The sequence below is a fragment of the Clostridioides sp. ES-S-0048-02 genome, from assembly GCF_020658495.1.
In the GTDB taxonomy this organism is placed as follows: domain Bacteria; phylum Bacillota; class Clostridia; order Peptostreptococcales; family Peptostreptococcaceae; genus Clostridioides.
On the sequence record NZ_JACVWH010000004.1, the window covers coordinates 259,631 to 280,112 of the forward strand.

The following is a 20,482-nucleotide window of genomic DNA, read 5'->3' on the forward strand; positions in this document are numbered from 1 at the left end:
ACTCCTAAAATATAACTTTTTCTAATCTATTTTGTATCCTACACCTCTTATAGTTTCTATATATTTTTCTGATTTATCTTCATCTTCTATTTTTTTTCTTAAATATCTTATATGGACATCTACTGTTCTAGTTTCTCCATAGTATTCATAGCCCCATATTTTATCTAAAAGATAGTTTCTTGAAAGTACTTTACCTTTATTCTGAATTAATAATTTTAACAGTTCAAACTCTTTAAGTGTTAACTCTATCTTTTCAGAACCTTTAGTAACTTCATGTTTTGATAAATCTAGTTTTAAATTGCCTGTGGTAAGTATATTATTTTCTTCGCCTGTACTAGTTAAGTTATATCTTCTTAAAACAGAGCTAACCCTAGCTAACAATTCTTTTATACTAAATGGCTTGGTTATATAATCATCAGCACCTACTTCAAGCCCTTCAACCTTGTCATTTTCCATATTTTTAGCAGTAAGCATTATAACAGGAATATTTTTCAAGTCTTTATCACTTCTTATTTTTCTCAATACTTCTATTCCACTTATATTTGGTAGCATCCAATCTAAAAGTATTAAATCTGGTTTAACTTCCTTAGCTTTTATAAATCCATCAAATCCATCATATGAATAACTAACTTCGTAGTTTGACACCTCCAAATTGAATTTTAATAGCTCAACTATATGCATTTCATCGTCTATAACAAGCACTTTAGTATTCATTAAAAAGCTCCTCTCTATTTTATCTGTAGTACCGTTCCTATTCGCTCTGATGCCTTATTATGTTTTCTATAAGAGTGGAATTCATCTGCTCTACAACTAGTGCATAGATTTAAATTTATTATATTTTCTTTTTTGACTCCACTACATCTCAGCATATACTCATTAATTTTCCATAAATCTAAATAGTAACTTCCCTCTTTTATTATATAGAACTTTTCATCATTATTTGTAAGAATTGTGTTAAATTTTTCTACTAACTCCTCAGAAACTTCATAACAACAAGGTCCAATTGATGGTCCAATTATACATATCAAATCTTCAGGAGCTGTTTTATAAGTCTCAGACATCAATTTTATTGTTTTGTGACCTATATTACTAAAAGTACCTTTCCAGCCAGCATGTGCCAGTCCTATGGCTTTATTTTTAGCATCTATAATTGATATAGGTACGCAATCTGCTGTAAACAATAAAAGTGGTACTTTCTCTAAGTTTGTTATAAGTGCATCTCCTTCTATTCTTTGTCCTATATTCTCTCTACTAACTATGTTAACTATGTCTGAATGTATTTGAGAATTACTAGTTAAATTTTCAAACATTAAATCGCATTCCTTGCAAACCCTTAACATGTCTTCTTTACTTTTTGCATCTATATTTTTACAAGTTATAACTAGATTTATAGAATTTAATTTTTCATCAATTTCTTTACAATTGCTACTTAAGTTAACATACTCTTTAATATCTTCTACACTTTTTAGATTTATATAATCTTTCATCATTTGTCTCCTTTTTCTATTAGTATACTTTTAAGTTCATTTACAAAAGTATTTATATCTTTAAATTGTCTATACACAGAAGCAAATCTTACATAGGCAACTTCATCTAAATCTTTCAATTTATCCATTACCATTTCACCAATTTTTTTGGTTTCGATTTCTTCTATAAAGCATTTATTTATTTCATTTTCAATATGTACAACTATATTCTCAATATCTTCAACAGATACAGGTCTTTTTTCACATGCCTTTAATAGTCCATATTTTATTTTTTCTCTATCAAAATACTCTCTACTATTATCTTTTTTAATAACCATTAAAGGAGTAGTTTCTATTTTTTCATAAGTAGTAAATCTCTTTTTACATAATTCACATTCACGTCTTCTTCTAATAGATTTTAAATCTGTATGTCTAGAATCTATTACCTTTGATTCTTTATAATTGCAATAAGGACATTGCATCTGTATTCCTCCTTTGTTTAGCTATATATCAAATTCATCTAAGCTTAATTCTGAACCTATATTTACTATTATTGTATCACAACCTATTTTAAGTATATCATTCCAAAATATAACTTCTTCATCCCCTCCTCTTGAAAAAAAACTTCTACTTCCATCTCCAAAAATGGTAAATGATACTACTTTTCCCTCATGAATATCCATATCTATGTCGATTATGAAACCCATCCTTTTTCCATTTTTTACATTTATAATTTCTTTTTCCATTATATCAGAAACTCTAATCATATTATACTCACCCTTCCTTTAAAAATAAATATGTATTTGGATAAAAAAAAATGACCTATATAGGTCATTTAAATTTAAAATTATGTTTACATTCCATGAATTACTTATACATACTTTCTCATATTTTTTAAAGCATTTTTTTCAATTCTTGATACTTGTGCTTGAGATATACCGATTTCATCAGCAACTTCTATCTGAGTTCTTCCTTTGTAAAATCTTAAATCTAATACCAACTTTTCTCTACTATTTAATTTTTTAATAGCTTCCTTAAGTGATATTTCTTGCAACCAGTTTTCATCAGTATCTTTTTTGTCTTGAACCTGATCCATTACAAATATGGCATCTCCATTATCTTGATATACTGGGTCAAATAAAGATATTGGATCTTGTATAGCATCAAGTGCCATTACAACTGACTCTACTTCTAATTCTAATTCCTTTGCTATTTCTGATACTGTTGGTTCTTTTGAATTTGTTCTAATTAATCTTTCTCTGACTTGTAGTGCCTTATATGCTATATCTTTTAATGATCTACTCACTCTGATTGGATTATTGTCTCTTAAGTATCTTCTAATTTCTCCTATAATCATAGGAACAGCATAAGTTGAAAATCTGACATTTTGACTTAAATCAAAATTATCTATAGCTTTTATAAGACCAATACAACCTATTTGAAATAAATCGTCTATATTTTCTCCTCTGTTGTTAAATTTTTTTATTACACTCAAGACTAACCTTAAATTTCCTCTTACAAATTGTTGTCTGGCTTCTTCATCACCACTTTTTATTTGTAATAAAAGTTCCTTCATTTGCTTATTTTTAAGAACTGGAAGTTCAGATGTATTAACACCACATATTTCAACCTTATTAACTTGCATACATTTCAGTCCTCTCTCAAAAAGTATTCATCTATTGAAATTATTTACATTTCCAATTTTTTTATACTTTTTAAGAAGAATTAATTTAGCATTATACAAATTTTTTCATTTCTTTTTGTAATCTTGAAATTATTTTCTTTTCAAGTCTAGATATGTAGGATTGAGATATTCCAAGCATTCCAGCAACTTCCTTTTGTGTTTTTTCAATACCTTTATCTATAAGTCCAAACCTTAATTCCATAATTTGCTTTTCTCTGTCACTTAATCTGTCAAGTGCCATAACCAATAAATCTCTATCTATTTCTTCTTCGATTATTTTATATATTTCATCATTTTCTGTACCTAAAACATCTGATAATAGAAGTTCATTTCCATCTAAGTCTATATTTAAAGGCTCATCAAATGATACCTCCGTTTTCTTTTTATTATTTTTTCTTAGATACATTAGTATTTCATTTTCTATACATCTCGAAGCATAGGTTGCTAATTTTATATTTTTATTTAATTTAAAAGTATTGACTGCCTTTATCAAACCTATAGTCCCTATAGAAATTAAATCCTCTACATCTATCCCTGTATTTTCAAATTTTCTTGATATGTAGACTACTAATCTCAAATTTCTTTCTATTAAAATTGATTTTACGGTTTCATCAGTTTCTAGCTTTTGCAAAAGTTCCATTTCTTCTGCTGGTTTTAGTGGTGGAGGAAGAATATTGGCTCCACCCATATAGTATATTCCTTTTGGCTTTATTATTTTTAATTTAATACCTAACATCGTAATAAAGCTTATGATTCTTTCTTTTAATCGTAACATCCTTTGTCCCCCTTAAATTTTTAGCTAGAATCCAGGCAATATATTTGGATTCATTATTGCCCCATATTCTCTATCATTAAAATTTGAAATACCAAGTATTATATTTCCTATCTTTTGCTCATCTACCTCTACATAATCAGCTTTTAGACCAATTATTATGCTTGTCTTATTACTTCCAGCATGTTTATAAGGTATTATTCTAACTCTCCCTGAAGTTCTGTCATCTAAACTACATATAATTTCCTGAGCTTTTTTCATATCTATATCTTCATAGTTAATATTTAATAGATTTTCTGGAATCAATCCTTCTAATACACTTGATTTGACTATTATTACATCACTTTGACTTATTGGGTCTTTTAATAAATTTCCACTATCAACTAATGCCTTACAGCAAAAGCTTTTTTCTAATAAGTTTATATTTATGGTCTTCGTAAGCTCTTTGATGTATTTAAGCATCTTCAAGTCTTTGTAAATGTACTTTAATAGTTCACAACTTACATAAGTACATGCAATTAAAAAAGATATTTTTAAATGGCTTATTCCTGTAAAATAAATTACAAAATAAGTACTTCCAGAAATAAAAATATTTACTAAATAAAAAACTAATGCTACATGAGCATAATCTTTTTTGCTCTTAGTCCTAAATGAAATTAAAGTTATAATACTCATGATTATTATTTTAAATGGCACTGTAAATAGTATATCCATTGATGGGTATAAATAAGCAACAGAGTAGGCTCCTCCTAAACTAGCCCCCAGCAACTTATTTTTTCTAGGATTATATTTTTTAGTAAGAATAGAAGTACAACTTATAATAATATAATTTATTACTAGGTTTTCTATAACATAGTACTCAATATACACCATGTATCCCCCCTTAAAACCTTTAAACATATTATAAGATAGTATGTACAAAATTTTATGTCACTTTTGACAGTCGAATCCAAAACAAATTCTATTTAAAAATAACAATGATATATGTCTTATACTTTATGTCGTCAAAAGATATTTTTTTAGCATCAAAGAAATAGACTTTTTTGTAGAATTCAATATATCTAGGTAGAAGTTATTCAACTCTACCTTTGGAATATTTCCATAAAAAAAGACTATGCGACTTAATAATATAGCAAGTAAATCGTTTACTTGTATAAAATTAAATTGCATAGTCTATAAATCAAATATAAAATTAAATTATTGTGCTAACAATTCATTTGCATATTTTGCAGATTCATTTAGTGCTTGTTCTGGAGTTTTGTCTCCAGCTATCATCATTTGAAGTTGTTTCCATAAGTGTTCATATATTTCTACTCCATGAGGTCCAACTGTTAATGGTCTGTACATATTTTTATCTTTTGTTACCATTTCTTCAAATCTTGGATCTCCTTGATATTTTTCACCTTTAGCAACTGGTGCTCTTGGTATCTCTTTATGGAAAGCTTCCATTGAGTCTTTGCTTAACATATATTCAAGAAGTTTAAATCCAAGTTCTTTGTTTTTACACGCTGACATTAAAGTTAAATCATCTACTGAGGCAAAACTACCAACTGTTTTATCTTCTAATGAAGTTACATATCCCCAGTTTAAGTCTGGGAATGATTTATCAAAAGTACTTGTAGCAGCAGAAGACAGCATTATAGTAAATGCAGCTTTTCCTGGTCCAAATACACTTTCAACCATCTCATTACTGTCTTTTGATAAAGCATTATCTGGTATATATTTTTTCATATCATTTATAAAGTTTGCAGCTTTTAATCCTTCTTTATTGTTAAATTTAACTGATTTTAAATCATCATTATATATATCTCCACCAGCTTGCCATAGATATGGATACCAGTTCCAGTTCAAACTACCAAACACTTTAGAACCCCAACCTTGTGCAAGACCCCATTGGTCTATTTTTCCATCTCCATCAGTATCTTTTGTTGCTTTTTCACATATTCTTTTAAAATCTTCCCACGTTTTAGGAGGTTTTTCTCCCAATTTTTCTAGTATATCTTTATTATAGTATAATACACCTGGATTAGCAGCTTCTATAGGTAAACCGTAAATTCCACCCATCATTTTTGCATTATCTAAGTATAAATAATTATCTGAAGTTCCTGATTTTTCTAAATAAGGAGTTAAATCTTCAACTGCTCCCATTTCTATAAATTGAGGAAACATTTCTGCATACATATACCCTATATCTGGCCCCTCACCTGCACTGATTGCAGTAGCATATTTTTCTGCATAATTATCCCATGGTACTATTTGGAATTCAATTTCACAGTTATTTTCCTTTTCAAATTTCTCAAGTATTGGTTTCCATGCATCTGCATCATGATCTGTTAACGGTGCAGACCATACAACTAATTTTTCTTTGCCATCTTTGCCTTTAGATTCTTCTTTTTTTGTACATCCAGCAAGAAGTGATGTTGACAAAATAGCAACCATGGCTAAAGAAAGAATTTTTTTTAGCTTAATCATACTTAATCCCCTTTCAGACTTTAATTTCTCTTTTTCCTCAAATTTTTACAATTCAATTCAGGTTTAATATTACCAAATAAAAATGTCATTGTCTAATTATAAAAAACTATAACCATTTATATAACTATCATTTTTTTCTATACTCAGTAGAAAAAACTTTACTTTTTTATTTTTTTTGATATTAAAATATGTTAAAAAAAATAGGAGATTAAAGTACAAAAAATAAAAAGAAGTCTATTGACTTCTTTATAAGTTTACATATTATCTTCTTCTTCTTAAAAATGTAGGTATTTCCATGCTCTCATCATCATCTTCTTCTATTATACTTGCCTTTTTAGGAGCTTCTATCTTTTCTTCAACCACAATTTCTTCTTCTTCTATTTCTTTTACAACTTGTTTTACAGTTGTATTCAGAGAAGACCTTATACTTGATTTAGGCTTAGTATCCAAATCTAAAATCCCACCTTGTAAACCTTCAAATCCTGTTGCGATTACTGTAATCATTATTTCATCGCCTAAATCTTCTTTTATAGAAGCACCAAATATAACATTTGCTTCTGGGTCACAAGATTCCATAACTAAAGTAGATGCTTCATTAACTTCAAATAATCCTAAGTTAGGACCACCTGTAACATTAAGAAGTACTCCTTTTGCTCCTTGTATTGATGTTTCTAAAAGTGGTGATTGGATAGCTTGTCTAGCAGCATCTATAGCTCTAGTTTCTCCACTAGCACTACCTATACCCATATGAGCAAGACCTTTATCTTTCATTATAGTAGTAACATCTGCAAAGTCTAAGTTTATTAATCCTTCAACTGCTATAAGGTCAGAAATTGATTGTATACCTTGTTTTAACACATCGTCTGCAACTGCAAAAGCATCCAGCATTGAAGTATTCTTTTGTACTATTTGTAAAAGTCTATCATTTGGTATTGTTATAAGAGTATCTACCTTTGACTTAAGCTCAGCTATTCCACCTTCAGCATTTTTCATTCTTATCTTACCTTCAAATGCAAAAGGTTTTGTAACTACACCTACTGTGAGGATACCCATTTCTTTAGCTAGGCCTGCAACTACTGGGGCAGCTCCTGTACCAGTACCACCACCCATTCCAGCTGTAACAAATACCATATCAGCTCCTTGAAGTAGTTTTACTATTTCATCTTTACTTTCTTCTGCAGCTCTTTTTCCTACTTCTGGATTAGCTCCTGCACCAAGTCCTCTAGTTAATTTTTCTCCTATTTGAACTTTATATTCAGCCTTTGATGTATATAAAGCTTGTTTATCTGTATTTACTGATATAAATTCAACGCCTTTAAGTTGAGCTTCTACCATTCTATTGACAGCATTGTTTCCACCGCCACCTACACCTATTACTTTAATTTGTGCACATTCTTCTAATTCTACGTCAAAGTTTAGCATCATAAACCCCCTTATCTCATGATTCAAAGTTATCGTATGTATTAATTATATCATTTTCTTCTTTTATTTTGTTAACCTTTAAGTAACATATTCCACAAAAACGTAAATTTTCCTTTTTAATTTTCTTACTTATATTGTCAAATATTACTCTTTAAGTATAAAATATTTTATGTATATCTCAAAAGTTCTTTAATTTTTATGTTTTTTATTCATAATATTGGCAATGATATAACGTCTAATTATAGATAAATTATTAAATAGTCTCATCCCAAAAACTAATACTGCCACATAGTAAAGTGAAATTCCCAACTTTTCTCCTATATAAGTCAATAATATAGCCAAGATAGCATTACCTATGAAACCAGTAACAAAAATTACATTATCATAGTTATCTTCAAAACTGGATTTTATAGCTCCAAATATAGAATCCATTATTGCAAGAATAGCTACTGACATATATATCGAATAATCCATAGAATATGTAAATGGAATGTAGTAACCTACTACCACACCAAATGCCAATCCTCCTAAAATCCATATCATAAATCCTCACCTCTTTATTTTACTTTGAAACACAACTATATTACAATCCTTTTTATTAATTTTTTTTATTTTTTCTTTATTTTTTTGTATTTTTCGTTTTATTTTGCAAATAAATTCACTCTATTTCCATTATTTTCCTCTATTTTTATATTAATCCCATATATATCCTTTAGAGATTTAGCATATGATTCTGGAGAATTTATAGCTGCACTCAATAAATCTATATCTCCTATAGCTTTTATTATAAATGGTTGTCCATATGTAGTATCATTTACTGTAATAGTTGCTCCTGAACATTTTATCTTACTTGTTGACAATACTCTTTCTCCATTTATAGATATTGCTTTTGCACCTGCTTTTTTCAAATCATTTAAAACTCTTAGAATGTCAATATCATGTATAATCAGGTCGTTTGGATTTTGTCCATCTTTTAATTCTCTTTCACTATCCTTCATAGTAATAGTTATTCCTGGACCTGTGACAGCTGAATAACCACTTAACTCTTTAACTTCTTCAAGTTCTTTTTTCATCAATGTTTGAATAGATTCATTTCCATTATTTTCTGCTTGCTTATATTCATCTAAAGTCTTTTTGTTACTTTTAAGAGCTTCTTTTAGATTTTTTATTTCCTTATTTGTATTTTCTATCTCACTTTCAATATTTTTAGTCTGGCTCAATGTTATATACACTTTATTTGGGTTCAGTGATTTTATATAAGTTGATATGAAAATGCCTAATATGAATGCTCCTAATATAATCATTTTCTTTTTCATACTATTATTTCCTCTCTACTTTATCTGTATCACCATGTCCATTTATTTTTACATTATCTTCTTTAATTACTTTTACCTTTGCATTATAATACGTTTCTATTTCCCAGACAATACCATACTTTATATTGAGCGCAGAAGCTAATGTATCAGAATCACCAATTGCCTTTATTGTAATTGGCTCCTTTATAACAGTGTCATTCATATAAAGTTTATCTTCTTTCAAATACATATATGTATTTGAAACTACTCTTTGATTATTTATAGATATGGCACTTGCTTGTGCTGAATTTAATTTATTTATCATTGACAGTAATAAATCATAATTATATAGTATACTGTCATTTTTATCAAAGCTTCCTAAAGTTTTTGTAGAATTTATTTCAACTTCAATACCTTTTCCTTCTACATCTGTATATCCAGCTAAAGTTTCATATTTTTCTATTTCTGATTTAAGTATATCTTGCTCTCCTTTTTCACTTTTACCTCTATATGTCTCTATATCTTTTTTTACACTATTAATTTCTGATTGAAGATTTTCTTTTTCTTTTTTTAGAGATTTAAGTTCTTCTGTAAGTTGCTCGCCTCTCTTAAAAGTCGTCATTCCTCTATTTTCTATATTAATAATTTTTAGTTGTAAACTAACGAGAACTCCCAATACAATACTTCCTATAATTATACTCTTATTTATAAACCTTTTTTTCAAAATATCACTTCCTTACAATTGTCTATCCTTCTGGACTATATACAGCTAGCTTTCCATAATTTAGATTTATAGTCCCACCATTGGTATTTTTATTTTGCAGGTCAATCAAAATTTTATTTACCCTAGATATATTATAATCTAAGTTATCATCATTAGAAAGTAAGATTTTTATATTGCTTCTCGTAAGCATATCTACATTCCCTTCTTTTTTAAAGTTTACATAATTTATTTTTCTATAAATACCTTCTTCTTTTAAATAATTTAAAGTCTTAAATACACTCTCTTTAGTTTTATAATTTTTAAATTTTATTGATTTTGTATCATTAATACTATAATCTACTTCCACTATCAAATCATTTTTACTTTCATTAGTGCCTTTTAATTCCTCTAATAAGTTCCCTTTTTTATCTATATAACAATAGTTATCTTCATCCTTTAATACCGCAAAAATTTCTTTTTCTTTTAAGCTTATAATTATCTTATTTGGAAGTTTCCTTTTTATTTCTACATCTTCTATATACGGATTTTTCATAAGCTTACTTTTCATGTCTTTAAAATTGTATGCAAATATATTTTCATGTGAACTTACATTTAACGATTTCATTATATTTGACTTGGTGACTCTTTTATTTCCAATCACATCTATCCTATTTACATCAAATAAATCACTCCCTACAATAATACATATCCCAAAAGATAGCATAAGTATAAAAACTAAAACTATCATAACATTATTCGTATTTAGCTTCTTTCTCCTCTTCAAATACAATCAACCCCTTTGGTTAATAAATACACCTTTCGAGTTTATATTCCCTACAAAAAAAATATAATATTTAAAGTCAAATTTTCTCATTTTCTTACAAAACAATCTAATAAAACATTAAAAAAGAGGATTAAATTGATATTTCATCAAAATAAATATAAAATACTATATGTATTTTATAACTTAAAACTTATATACACATAAATAAACCCCTAATTTAGAATAATTTAGAAAATCTAATATATTATAAATTAGGGGTAAATATTTATTTATCGTTTCTTTATTCCTATTACTTTAGCCTGACCTTCTATACTTGGAGCTGCTTCTTTCTTTACTTCCTCAATAGCTTTTTCTTTTTTTGGTTTCTTAGCTGTTGATTTTTGTGTTGAGTTATATACCTTTATTATCTCATCATATATAAGGTCTATAGCCTCAGGTCTACCTATAGTTTTACTTGCATTTGCCATATCAACTAGAAGTTCTCTATCTCCTAAAAGTTTAAATACGGCTGTATTCAGGCTTTCTGGAGTTAAGTTTTTTTCCAAGATTGCAACCCCTGCCCCTTGCTTCTCTATACTCTTAGCATTGTACTCTTGATGATTTTCAGCAGTATATGCTTTAGGTATTATTATAGAAGGTTTGCCAAGAGCTGTTATTTCAGCTAATGAAATTGCTCCTGCACTACCTATAACTAAATCACTTGCTGCAAGTGCATTTGCCATATCTTCTAAATAAGGTACTACTTTTTGGTATGGTTTAAGATTTATATTACTGATACTTTCCATAAATTCTTCATAATAGCTTTTTCCTGTTGCAAATATAAAAGCTATATCTTCATTTACCATATTTTTAATGACAAGTCTCATTGCATCATTTATTTTTCTTGAACCTCCACTACCACCGTAGCAAAGTACCATTTTTTTCTCTTCACTTATTCCTAAATTTTTTCTTGCGATATTTTTTCTTGATAACAAAATTTCTTTTCTAACTGGATTTCCTGTAAAAACTAATTTTTCTTCTGCTGCCTCAGGGAATCTTTTATGTGAATCTTCAAAACTTGTAAGTACCTTTGTAACTGTTTTAGATAAAATCTTATTAGTTACCCCAGGAAAAGAATTTTGCTCATGTATTATAGCTGGTATTTTTCCCATAGACGCATTAAATAAAACAGGTCCACTGACATATCCACCAGTTCCTATGACTACATCTGGCTTAAATTTTTTAACAATTTTTCTTGATTGTTCCAATCCTTTAAAAAGCTTAAAAACTCTTTTTACATTATCGAAGTCTATTTTTCTCTTAAATCCTTGTACTGTTACAGTTTTCAATTCAAATCCATACTTAGGAACTATTTCTGATTCTATTCCTTTTTCCGTCCCAACAAACATTATCTCGGCGTCTGGATGTTCATCTCTTATTTTGTTAGCAATAGCTATAGCTGGATATACGTGTCCTCCAGTTCCACCGCCTGATAATAAAACTTTCATCAAATCATCATCTCCTGTTAATTAATTTTGACATGCTTTGAGATGTTCAACACTATACCTACAGCCCCCATAAAGATGGTGAGTGAGGTACCTCCATAACTTATAAATGGTAGTGCTACACCTGTAGCTGGCATTGATGATGTTGCAACTGCTATATTTAAAGCTGCTTGTATTCCAATTTGTGCCCCTATACCTATGACAACCATACAAGCAAATACATTAGAAGTCTTCAAAGCTATTCTTACACATCTGTAGACTAAGGCTACAAATAGCATTATAACTATTATACAACCAATTAATCCTAACTCTTCTCCTATTATAGCAAATATAAAGTCATTTTGTGGCTCTGGTATATAAAAATACTTTTGCTTACTCTTTCCTAAGCCTAAACCAAACAGTCCTCCTGAACCTAATGCATATAAACCTTGTATTACCTGATACCCCTTACCAAGTGGGTCTTGAAATGGGTCTAAAAAAGATGTAACACGACTAAGTCTATACGGTTCAGCAATTACTAATGCAGCAAATAAAGCAGCCCCACTTCCTATCATAGCAAATACAATTTTCATATCCATTCCAGCAACAAATATCATTACAAATGTAACTAGAATTACAGTACCTGCTGTTGACAAATTTGGTTGAAGTATTATCAACGCAAAAAATATTCCTGGAACTACGAGAAGTGGTACAACACCTTTTGTCAAAGATTTTATTTTATCATAATTTTTCTCAATCAATTTTGCAGTTAATATTATTGTAGCAAACTTTGCAATTTCTGCAGGCTGAAATGTTAAAGCACCTATCCCTAACCATCTTTTTGCTCCGTTTGCTTCTATTCCCAAAGGAGTTAAAACCAACAATAATAATACTACTGCTATAGCTCCAATTGCTGTAGCATTTTTCTTCCAAAAATTATAGTCTATTCTAGATGTAATAATCATAACTATAAATCCTAGTATAGCATATATTACATTTTTCTTTAGAAAATAGTATGCATCATTGTGTTTAAATGAAGATTGTATAAAACTTGCACTAAACACCATAACTATTCCTACAAATACTAAAAGCATAGTAGTATAAAATACTACTCCATCAAATTCAGTCTTCATCCTTATGTCAATTTGTTTTTTCAAATTTTCTTTAGGCATCCAACTAATCTACCTCCATTCTTCCATCTAAGTAAGTTTAGAGGTAAGAGATTATTTTAAATTGTTTACATTATCTTTGAAGTCTTTTCCTCTTACTTCAAAACTTTCATACATATCCCAACTTGCACAAGCTGGTGAAAGAAGCACTATATCTCCATTTTTTGAAATCTCATGAGAAGTCTTAACTGCTTCCTCCATATCTTTTACTATATGTATGTCATTAAATCCTTTATTTTTAGCACAATTTTCTATCTTTGGTGCAGTTTCTCCTAATAAGATTAATGATTTAACATATGATTTTGCAATTTCAAGAAGTTCATCAAAGTTGCTTCCCTTATCCATTCCTCCTGCTATAAGCACTATTGGTCTATTATAAGACTGTACAGCTTTTATAGTAGAATCTGGATTAGTTCCCTTTGAGTCATTTACATATATTACATTATCTAAGTTTCTTACAAACTCTTGTCTGTGTTCAACTCCTTTAAATGTCATCAATACATCTTTTATTACTTCTAAATCTACTTTACAAACATATGCTATTGCTATTGCTGCCATACAATTTTCTAAATTATGGCCTCCAGGCAAACTTACATCATCTTTATTTAGAAACTTAATCTTATCCTCTATATCTATTATTATGTCATTATTTTCTAAATATACTCCTCCATTTACTCTATGAGTTCTTGAAAAGTAAATTACTTTGGCATTACATTTATCAGCTAGGCCTCTCACTATTTCATCATCATAATTTAATATACAAAAATCTTCATCATTTTGATTCATAAATATTTTTGATTTAGCTTCTATGTACTTTTCCATAGTATGATGTCTATTTAAATGATCTTCTGTAATATTTAATATTGCACTTACTTTAGGTCTAAATTCATCCACACTTTCAAGTTGGAAACTACTCAGTTCAGTTACAAGTATAGATTCTTCATTTGAAGTTTCTATAGTATCTATTACAGGATTCCCTATATTACCAACTACATATGTATCTTTTTTGGCACTTGAAAAAATTTCTCCTACTAAGCTAGTTGTAGTTGTCTTACCATTTGTACCTGTAATCCCTATAAAAGTTGGATTATTTGACAATTTAAAAGCTAATTCTACCTCACCAATTATATACTTGCCTGAATTTTTTAGCTTCAAAATAAATGGCAAGTCTAATGGTACTCCTGGAGATACTACAACCATATCTACATCGTCTACAGCCTCTGGATGGCATCCTAATATGTATTCTATGTCATTTATAGATTTTAATTCATCAAGTATGTTTTTTAATTTATTTTCATCTTTAATATCATTTACAATTATACTTGCTCCTAATTTATCTAAATGTTTAATTGTAGATATACCAGTTTTTGCAAGCCCTACTAATAAAACTTTTTTTCCATTTAAGTCCATTTTTTATTCCCCCTAGGCCTAAAATACTGCTATTATACTTATCCAAGCTAAAACAACTGTAATAATCCAAAAAACAAATACAACTCTTGTTTCTGGCCAACCACATTGTTCAAAATGATGGTGTATTGGAGCCATCTTAAAGAATCTCTTTCTAGTTACTTTAAAATATCCAACTTGAATTAAAACTGATAGAGCTTCTGCAAAATAAATGCCTCCAATTATAGGTATTATAAGCACTGAATTAGTTAAAACTGAAAATGCTACAACCGCACCACCTAATGCCATTGAACCTGTATCTCCCATAAACACTCTAGCTGGATATGAATTAAATCCTAAAAAGCCTAGACATGCTCCAACAGTTGCTGCTGCTAAAACTGCAACTTCTGTATTGCCTGCAACTGAACTTGCAAACAACATAAAAAATACAGAAACAACTAAAGTCACTCCTGATGCTAGACCATCTAGACCATCAGTTAAATTTACAGCATTTACTATTGCTACTATTATAAACATCATTATTGGTATATATAGTATTCCAACATTTATTACAAAATCTGTAAATGGTATCATAAGTTGCGAAGCACTTGATGACGATGTATACTGATAAAAAGCAACATAAAAAGATAATGCAACTTGAAGGATTATTTTTTGATATGCTTTTAGTCCAAGTGACCTTTTTAGCTTTATTTTTATAAAGTCATCTAAAAAACCAATAAAACCAAAACCAGCAATACATATAAGACCTACTGCCATGTCATGACTAACTTTTACTCTTGTAAGTCCAGTTATTAGAATTGCAACAATCATTATAATTCCACCCATAGTAGGTGTTCCATTCTTAGCTAGATGTGTTTGAGGTCCATCATCTCTAACTGTCTGACCAAATTTAAATTTCCTAAGCATTGGTATAAATATTGGTCCTATTATAATTACTATCAAAAACGCAATCAATGCGGTGTACGTAAGCTCTGTTATTCCTAACATCATAAAACTCCTCTCCCTTGTCAATCAACTCATTAGTTTAAGCTTATTTATTTAGATATTCAACTATTTTTTCTAATTTCATGCCTCTTGAGCCTTTCACTAAAATAGTGTCTCCTGTTTTTATTAATTCATCTAATCGATTAAATACATCGTCTCTATTTTTAAAGTGATATATATTGGATGAATCGAATCCTAATCGTTTTGCTTCGTCTCCAATAAACACTGAGTTTTCACCTATAGTTATTATGATATCAGTATTATTCATAGATGATTTTCCAACTAATCTATGACCATACTCTGAAATTTCACCCATCTCAAGCATATCTCCAAGTATTGCTACTTTTCTACCTTTATATCTACCAAGTATTTTCAAGGCTGCTTCCATAGAATCTGGACTGGCATTATATGAGTCATTAATTATTGTTAATCTTTCATTTTTTATTATATCTAATCTCATTTTTGTCCCTTTGAAGTTTTTTAAACCTGTTTTTATACAATCCAAAGAAATATTTAAACTCATGCCAACTAATATCGCCGACATAGCATTATATATATTATGCTCTCCTATTGTTGGTATAAATATTTCCTCTTTTTTTCCATTTATGACACACGTAAATGTCAAACTATCTTCTTCCATAGTATAATCTTCACAATAAATGTCATTATCTTTCTTAAATCCAAATGTTTTTAACTTATATACATGCTCTTTTTCTTTTAATGTAGATAAAAATTTATCATCGCCATTTACAATCAAAGTATTTGTATCATCAAAATTTGAAGCAATCTCCAGCTTTGCCTTTAAAATCCCTTCCTGTGAACCTAGGTTTTCTATGTGTGACAATCCTATATTTGATATAACTGCAATTTTAGGATTTACTATGTCCACCAAATACTTTATTTCATTAAATCCAGACATTCCCATTTCTATTACAGCACACTCATGTTCTTTATTTAAATTAAACAAAGTCAAAGGAACCCCAAAATGATTATTTAGGTTCTTTTCATTTTTCAAGATGTTTAATTTTGCAGAAATAGCTGCATATATCATATCTCTAGTAGTTGTTTTTCCTACACTACCTGTAACACCTATAAATGGAATGTCAAATTTTTCTTTATAATATCTGGAAATATTTCCTAGAGCCAAAGTTGTATCTTTTACCTCTATTAAATTTATATCCGAACTTTCTAATTTTATTCCATTACTTTCATTTTTTATAAAAGTTTTGCATCCACTATCATATGCAGACTTTATAAAGGTATGCCCATCTAAATTTTCTCCAACTATGGCTACAAATGCATTTTGTGCATTTGCTTCCCTGCTATCTATAACTATATCACTTACACAGTCATTATAATCTCCATATATTAACTTTCCATTAGTTGCAAGTACTAACTCCTTTATTGTTAAGCACTCCATTCTCAAACTCCTCCTTATAAAACATTAGCTATATTATCTTAGCAACAAAAGGCAATGTATACCGTTACATATACATTGCCTACGATAACTCTTAACTTTATAATTATATACTATATTTCTGTTTTTTTGAAGATGTTTATGGATATATGTTAATTATCTGTTACTTTTTAGTTTTCAAAATATAGTGTTATACTTGAATCTTCATTAACTTTTATTCCAGGTTTTGGAAAAACATCCTTTACTTTTGTATCCTTTGGAATTTCTATATCTGTATCTAAATTTGGTTTTAACTTCGCATCTTCTAATGCTTTCACTGCATCCCCAATTTTTAAATTTCTTACATCTGGTACTTTGACTTGTTTCTTTTCATATTCAGCTTTTTCTTCTTCTTTATATACTGGTTTGACCCCTAAATATTTTAGAGAATCATTCATTATTTCTTTTACTATAGGTCCTGCTGTAGTACTACCAAATGCACTTACTCCTGTTGGCTCATCAACAATAGCAAGAACTACAATTTGTGGGTCATCACAAGGTGCTATTCCCACGAATGAACATATATATTTTCCTTGAGCATATTTACCATCTATAACCTTTTGAGCTGTACCTGTTTTCCCACCTAGTCTATATCCTGGTATATATGCAATTTTTCCTCCACCATCAGTTACAACTGACTCTGCAATTTCTAACATTTTTTTAGATGTTTCTTTAGATATAACATTTCTTACTTTTTTTGGTTTTACTGTCTCAGTTATATTACCTTTGTTATCAGTATAAGATTTTACTACTCTTGGTTGCATTAAATCTCCACCATTTGCTATTGATGATATAGCTGTTATAAGTTGTATTGGAGTTACTGATATTGATTGACCAAATGATATTGTAGCTAACTCAACTGGACCTACATTTTTTTCATTATACAATATTCCTTTAGCTTCTCCTGGTAAATCTATACCTGTCTTATTCATAAGACCAAAAGATTCTATATAATCATACATTTTACCAACACCTAATCTACTTCCTAATTCAACAAACACAGGGTTACAAGAATTTTGTACTGCTTGTTTAAACTCTTGTGTTCCATGAGGTCTATAGTGTCTCCAACATTTAATCTTTCTTCCTCCTACAGTTACACTACCTGTACATGTGAATTTCTCACCATCTTTTATTACTCCTTCTTCAAGAGCACTGGAAGATGTAATAAGTTTAAATGTAGAACCTGGTTCATATGTATCACTTACTGCTGGATTTCTCCACATTTGATAATAACCCTTTATTTTGTCTTTATCGCTATATTTTTCAAGTTCTTCTTGATAATATGGATATATTGGTGTTCTTGAGTCGTTAGGGTCATAATCTGGTTTTGATGCTAGAGCAAGTATATCGCCAGTTTTAGGATTCATTGCTATTGCAGTGACTTTCTTTGCATTATTTATTTCATAAGCCTTTTGTACTGCTTTTTCAGTATAATGTTGGATTACTTCATCTATAGACAATACAAGACCATTCCCCTGAACAGGTTCATAATATTTTTCCATACCTTGTGGAATTTCTCTACCTGAAGCATCAGTACTTACTATTAATTTTCCAGCTTTTCCTTTTAATTTTTTATCATATTGCATCTCTATACCAGATATCCCTGTTGCATCTGAGGAAGTATGACCTATTACATATGGTGCAAAATTTCCATAAGGATAATATCTTTGATTGTCTTCTGCTACCCATATTCCACCTAATTTAGCATCTCTTATTTTACTTGCCTTATCATCATCTATCCATCTTTTGACCTTTACAAGAGCCATATTTTTTTTGCTTATTAAAGCATAAATATCTTTATAATCTTCATCCAAAATTTCAGCCACTTTTTCAGCCGCTTCTTTTTTATCTTCAACTTCTACAGGTTTGCACCAAACTGTATATTTAGTTACACTTACTGCCAATTCTTTCATGTTTCTATCATATATAGTTCCTCTTTTAGGCTCTATAGGTATATCTCTTGTTTGTTGTTCTAATGCTTTTGTACTCAACCAATTACCTTTCATAAGTTGTAGGTATCCAGTCCTAATAACAAGGCAAAAAAACAGTGCACATGCTAAAACAAGAACAAGTACCAGTCTTTTTTTGCTTATCCTTTTTACTTTTCTCAAACCTATTCCCCCTAGTTATCCACATTTATATACTTTATTTGTCCATCTTTTGGATAGTCCATATTGAGCAATTCCTTTGCTTTTAACTCAATTTCTTTTATTGATGTTTTTTCAGTTTCTTTTGCCTTTAGTTCCTCTAGTACTATCTCTTTTTTTCTTAAATCCTTTTGTAAATAATGAATATCATATTTCATTTCTGAAATTTTTGAATAACCACATAGATTCAATATTATTACTACGAAAGTTGTAATCAATAAAATACATTTAGCCCCTATTTTTTTATTAATTCTCTTTTTATAATTATTCTTTTTTTTATTTTTATATTCATTTAGATTATGTATTTTATAATTTTTTTTCAAATTATCACCCCGATAATATAGATTTTTAGATTTTCCTCTATACTATATTTGTTATTAATCATATCTCTTCCTTTAAAATTTCATCGCTAAATTAATACACTGTTACACAATCTATTTGTAATTTTTTCTATACACAACAAAAAATCTATAGATTCACTAATTCTTGAATTCGAACCTATAGATTTTACACTAATTTTTATTTATTTTTATCACTATATATTTTCTTTAACATATAAATCAATACACTTAAAGCAAATAATATTAAAAGTCCTGTCATCATGACTTTAGCTCCACCAGTCAACATACCACCAACATAAGAATATACAATGGTTGCTGGTAATTGTCCTACTCCAGTAGCTATAAAGAAAGATATAAAACTCATGGATGTTAGACCTGCTGCATAGCTCACAAGGTCAAAAGATATAAAAGGAAGCAATCTTGCAATTAAAATCGTATGTTTTCCATACTTATCAAAAAAACCATCTATACTTTCTAGTGCAAATTTGCTTGTAAGTTTTACAACTACATCTCTACCTAAAAATCTTCCAATTACAAAACAAATTGCAGCACCTGCCATTGCACTAATCCATGACAGTATAGCACCATTTACCCATCCAAATAAGGCTGCATTTGCAAAAGTAATTAAAAATGCAGGAAGAGGTGCAGCTATTGATTGTAATATCATAAGTGCAAATGATATTATCGGTGCCCAAACTCCAAATGATAATATGTACTCCTTAATTGCATCTAGATTTAACATACTCAGATAAAATATCATCTGATTTACCATTTTTTTAACAGGAGGTATAAAAAAGTAAATACCAAATACCCCCAATATAATACAAATTTTTATTAATAATTTTTTATGCTTATTCTCTATTTTTCTCCACTCCTAATATCTACTTTAGTTATATTATAACAGAAAATATTTTTCT

The 20,482-nt window shown here is 29.1% G+C and carries 21 protein-coding genes; all 21 read right to left on the reverse strand.

Annotated elements, in window-relative coordinates:
- Positions 1-21 precede the first annotated feature (21 nt).
- Positions 22-714, reverse strand: coding sequence for a winged helix-turn-helix domain-containing protein (locus IC173_RS07990; protein WP_227432425.1), 693 nt, complete (start codon positions 712-714; stop codon positions 22-24).
- 14 nt (positions 715-728) lie between these two features.
- Entirely contained in the window at positions 729-1,490 is a 762-nt protein-coding gene (pgeF, locus tag IC173_RS07995; protein ID WP_413926908.1) for a peptidoglycan editing factor PgeF, read from the reverse strand.
- Positions 1,487-1,948, reverse strand: a complete 462-nt coding sequence (gene nrdR, locus IC173_RS08000) for a transcriptional regulator NrdR (protein WP_227824212.1) — start codon at positions 1,946-1,948, stop codon at positions 1,487-1,489. The genes pgeF and nrdR overlap by 4 nt, the downstream gene beginning before the upstream one ends.
- Before the next feature lie 21 nt (positions 1,949-1,969).
- Positions 1,970-2,233, reverse strand: a complete 264-nt coding sequence (locus IC173_RS08005; protein WP_227432422.1) for a YlmC/YmxH family sporulation protein — start codon at positions 2,231-2,233, stop codon at positions 1,970-1,972.
- A 104-nt stretch (positions 2,234-2,337) separates the two neighbouring features.
- Positions 2,338-3,111 carry an RNA polymerase sporulation sigma factor SigG gene (gene sigG, locus IC173_RS08010; RefSeq protein ID WP_169468424.1) on the reverse strand — a complete coding sequence of 258 codons (774 nt, stop codon included), beginning with the start codon at positions 3,109-3,111 and terminating at the stop codon, positions 2,338-2,340.
- A 91-nt stretch (positions 3,112-3,202) separates the two neighbouring features.
- Complete coding sequence (sigE, locus tag IC173_RS08015) at positions 3,203-3,925, reverse strand: RNA polymerase sporulation sigma factor SigE (RefSeq protein ID WP_227432421.1); 723 nt, start codon at positions 3,923-3,925, stop codon at positions 3,203-3,205.
- Between the two features lie 24 nt (positions 3,926-3,949).
- The gene (locus IC173_RS08020) at positions 3,950-4,795 is read right to left on the reverse strand and encodes a sigma-E processing peptidase SpoIIGA (protein ID WP_227432420.1); all 846 of its coding nucleotides are present in this window, start codon (positions 4,793-4,795) and stop codon (positions 3,950-3,952) included.
- 324 nt (positions 4,796-5,119) lie between these two features.
- Positions 5,120-6,394 (reverse strand): ABC transporter substrate-binding protein, encoded by a 1,275-nt coding sequence (locus IC173_RS08025; RefSeq protein WP_227432419.1) that lies wholly within the window; start codon positions 6,392-6,394, stop codon positions 5,120-5,122.
- Positions 6,395-6,655: 261 nt separating this feature from the next.
- The gene (gene ftsZ / locus IC173_RS08030; RefSeq protein ID WP_227432418.1) at positions 6,656-7,816 is read right to left on the reverse strand and encodes a cell division protein FtsZ; all 1,161 of its coding nucleotides are present in this window, start codon (positions 7,814-7,816) and stop codon (positions 6,656-6,658) included.
- A gap of 189 nt (positions 7,817-8,005) precedes the next feature.
- A complete protein-coding gene (locus IC173_RS08035) occupies positions 8,006-8,359 on the reverse strand; it encodes a small basic family protein (RefSeq protein WP_227432417.1) in 354 nt (117 codons plus the stop codon).
- Positions 8,360-8,457: 98 nt separating this feature from the next.
- Positions 8,458-9,132 carry a DUF881 domain-containing protein gene (locus IC173_RS08040; RefSeq protein WP_227432416.1) on the reverse strand — a complete coding sequence of 225 codons (675 nt, stop codon included), beginning with the start codon at positions 9,130-9,132 and terminating at the stop codon, positions 8,458-8,460.
- Positions 9,133-9,136: 4 nt separating this feature from the next.
- Positions 9,137-9,835: a DUF881 domain-containing protein gene (locus tag IC173_RS08045; RefSeq protein WP_227432415.1), complete on the reverse strand. Its 699-nt coding sequence runs from the start codon at positions 9,833-9,835 to the stop codon at positions 9,137-9,139.
- Between the two features lie 22 nt (positions 9,836-9,857).
- On the reverse strand, positions 9,858-10,598 hold the full coding sequence (locus IC173_RS08050) for a cell division protein FtsQ/DivIB (RefSeq protein WP_227432414.1): 741 nt from the start codon (positions 10,596-10,598) through the stop codon (positions 9,858-9,860).
- A gap of 269 nt (positions 10,599-10,867) precedes the next feature.
- Positions 10,868-12,085, reverse strand: coding sequence for an undecaprenyldiphospho-muramoylpentapeptide beta-N-acetylglucosaminyltransferase (gene murG / locus IC173_RS08055; protein WP_227830792.1), 1,218 nt, complete (start codon positions 12,083-12,085; stop codon positions 10,868-10,870).
- 17 nt (positions 12,086-12,102) lie between these two features.
- On the reverse strand, positions 12,103-13,233 hold the full coding sequence (gene spoVE, locus IC173_RS08060; protein ID WP_227432412.1) for a stage V sporulation protein E: 1,131 nt from the start codon (positions 13,231-13,233) through the stop codon (positions 12,103-12,105).
- A gap of 51 nt (positions 13,234-13,284) precedes the next feature.
- Positions 13,285-14,640, reverse strand: coding sequence for a UDP-N-acetylmuramoyl-L-alanine--D-glutamate ligase (murD, locus tag IC173_RS08065; RefSeq protein WP_227824216.1), 1,356 nt, complete (start codon positions 14,638-14,640; stop codon positions 13,285-13,287).
- A gap of 18 nt (positions 14,641-14,658) precedes the next feature.
- Positions 14,659-15,627 (reverse strand): phospho-N-acetylmuramoyl-pentapeptide-transferase, encoded by a 969-nt coding sequence (mraY, locus tag IC173_RS08070; protein WP_227432410.1) that lies wholly within the window; start codon positions 15,625-15,627, stop codon positions 14,659-14,661.
- 40 nt (positions 15,628-15,667) lie between these two features.
- Entirely contained in the window at positions 15,668-17,041 is a 1,374-nt protein-coding gene (locus IC173_RS08075) for a UDP-N-acetylmuramoyl-tripeptide--D-alanyl-D-alanine ligase (protein WP_227432409.1), read from the reverse strand.
- 167 nt (positions 17,042-17,208) lie between these two features.
- Positions 17,209-19,188, reverse strand: coding sequence for a stage V sporulation protein D (locus IC173_RS08080; protein WP_227432408.1), 1,980 nt, complete (start codon positions 19,186-19,188; stop codon positions 17,209-17,211).
- An 11-nt stretch (positions 19,189-19,199) separates the two neighbouring features.
- Positions 19,200-19,547, reverse strand: a complete 348-nt coding sequence (locus tag IC173_RS08085; RefSeq protein ID WP_227432407.1) for a hypothetical protein — start codon at positions 19,545-19,547, stop codon at positions 19,200-19,202.
- Between the two features lie 196 nt (positions 19,548-19,743).
- Positions 19,744-20,307 carry a TVP38/TMEM64 family protein gene (locus tag IC173_RS08090; protein WP_413926658.1) on the reverse strand — a complete coding sequence of 188 codons (564 nt, stop codon included), beginning with the start codon at positions 20,305-20,307 and terminating at the stop codon, positions 19,744-19,746.
- Between the last annotated feature and the right edge of the window lie 175 nt (positions 20,308-20,482).

Coding starts and splice junctions, on each gene's coding strand:
- IC173_RS07990 (WP_227432425.1), bottom strand. CDS start 714: ATGAATACTAAAGTGCTTGTTATAGACGATGAAATGCATATAGTTGAG.
- pgeF (WP_413926908.1), bottom strand. CDS start 1,490: ATGATGAAAGATTATATAAATCTAAAAAGTGTAGAAGATATTAAAGAG.
- nrdR (WP_227824212.1), bottom strand. CDS start 1,948: ATGCAATGTCCTTATTGCAATTATAAAGAATCAAAGGTAATAGATTCT.
- IC173_RS08005 (WP_227432422.1), bottom strand. CDS start 2,233: ATGATTAGAGTTTCTGATATAATGGAAAAAGAAATTATAAATGTAAAA.
- sigG (WP_169468424.1), bottom strand. CDS start 3,111: ATGCAAGTTAATAAGGTTGAAATATGTGGTGTTAATACATCTGAACTT.
- sigE (WP_227432421.1), bottom strand. CDS start 3,925: ATGTTACGATTAAAAGAAAGAATCATAAGCTTTATTACGATGTTAGGT.
- IC173_RS08020 (WP_227432420.1), bottom strand. CDS start 4,795: ATGGTGTATATTGAGTACTATGTTATAGAAAACCTAGTAATAAATTAT.
- IC173_RS08025 (WP_227432419.1), bottom strand. CDS start 6,394: ATGATTAAGCTAAAAAAAATTCTTTCTTTAGCCATGGTTGCTATTTTG.
- ftsZ (WP_227432418.1), bottom strand. CDS start 7,816: ATGCTAAACTTTGACGTAGAATTAGAAGAATGTGCACAAATTAAAGTA.
- IC173_RS08035 (WP_227432417.1), bottom strand. CDS start 8,359: ATGATATGGATTTTAGGAGGATTGGCATTTGGTGTGGTAGTAGGTTAC.
- IC173_RS08040 (WP_227432416.1), bottom strand. CDS start 9,132: ATGAAAAAGAAAATGATTATATTAGGAGCATTCATATTAGGCATTTTC.
- murG (WP_227830792.1), bottom strand. CDS start 12,085: ATGAAAGTTTTATTATCAGGCGGTGGAACTGGAGGACACGTATATCCA.
- spoVE (WP_227432412.1), bottom strand. CDS start 13,233: ATGCCTAAAGAAAATTTGAAAAAACAAATTGACATAAGGATGAAGACT.
- murD (WP_227824216.1), bottom strand. CDS start 14,640: ATGGACTTAAATGGAAAAAAAGTTTTATTAGTAGGGCTTGCAAAAACT.
- mraY (WP_227432410.1), bottom strand. CDS start 15,627: ATGATGTTAGGAATAACAGAGCTTACGTACACCGCATTGATTGCGTTT.
- IC173_RS08075 (WP_227432409.1), bottom strand. CDS start 17,041: ATGGAGTGCTTAACAATAAAGGAGTTAGTACTTGCAACTAATGGAAAG.
- IC173_RS08090 (WP_413926658.1), bottom strand. CDS start 20,307: ATGTTAAATCTAGATGCAATTAAGGAGTACATATTATCATTTGGAGTT.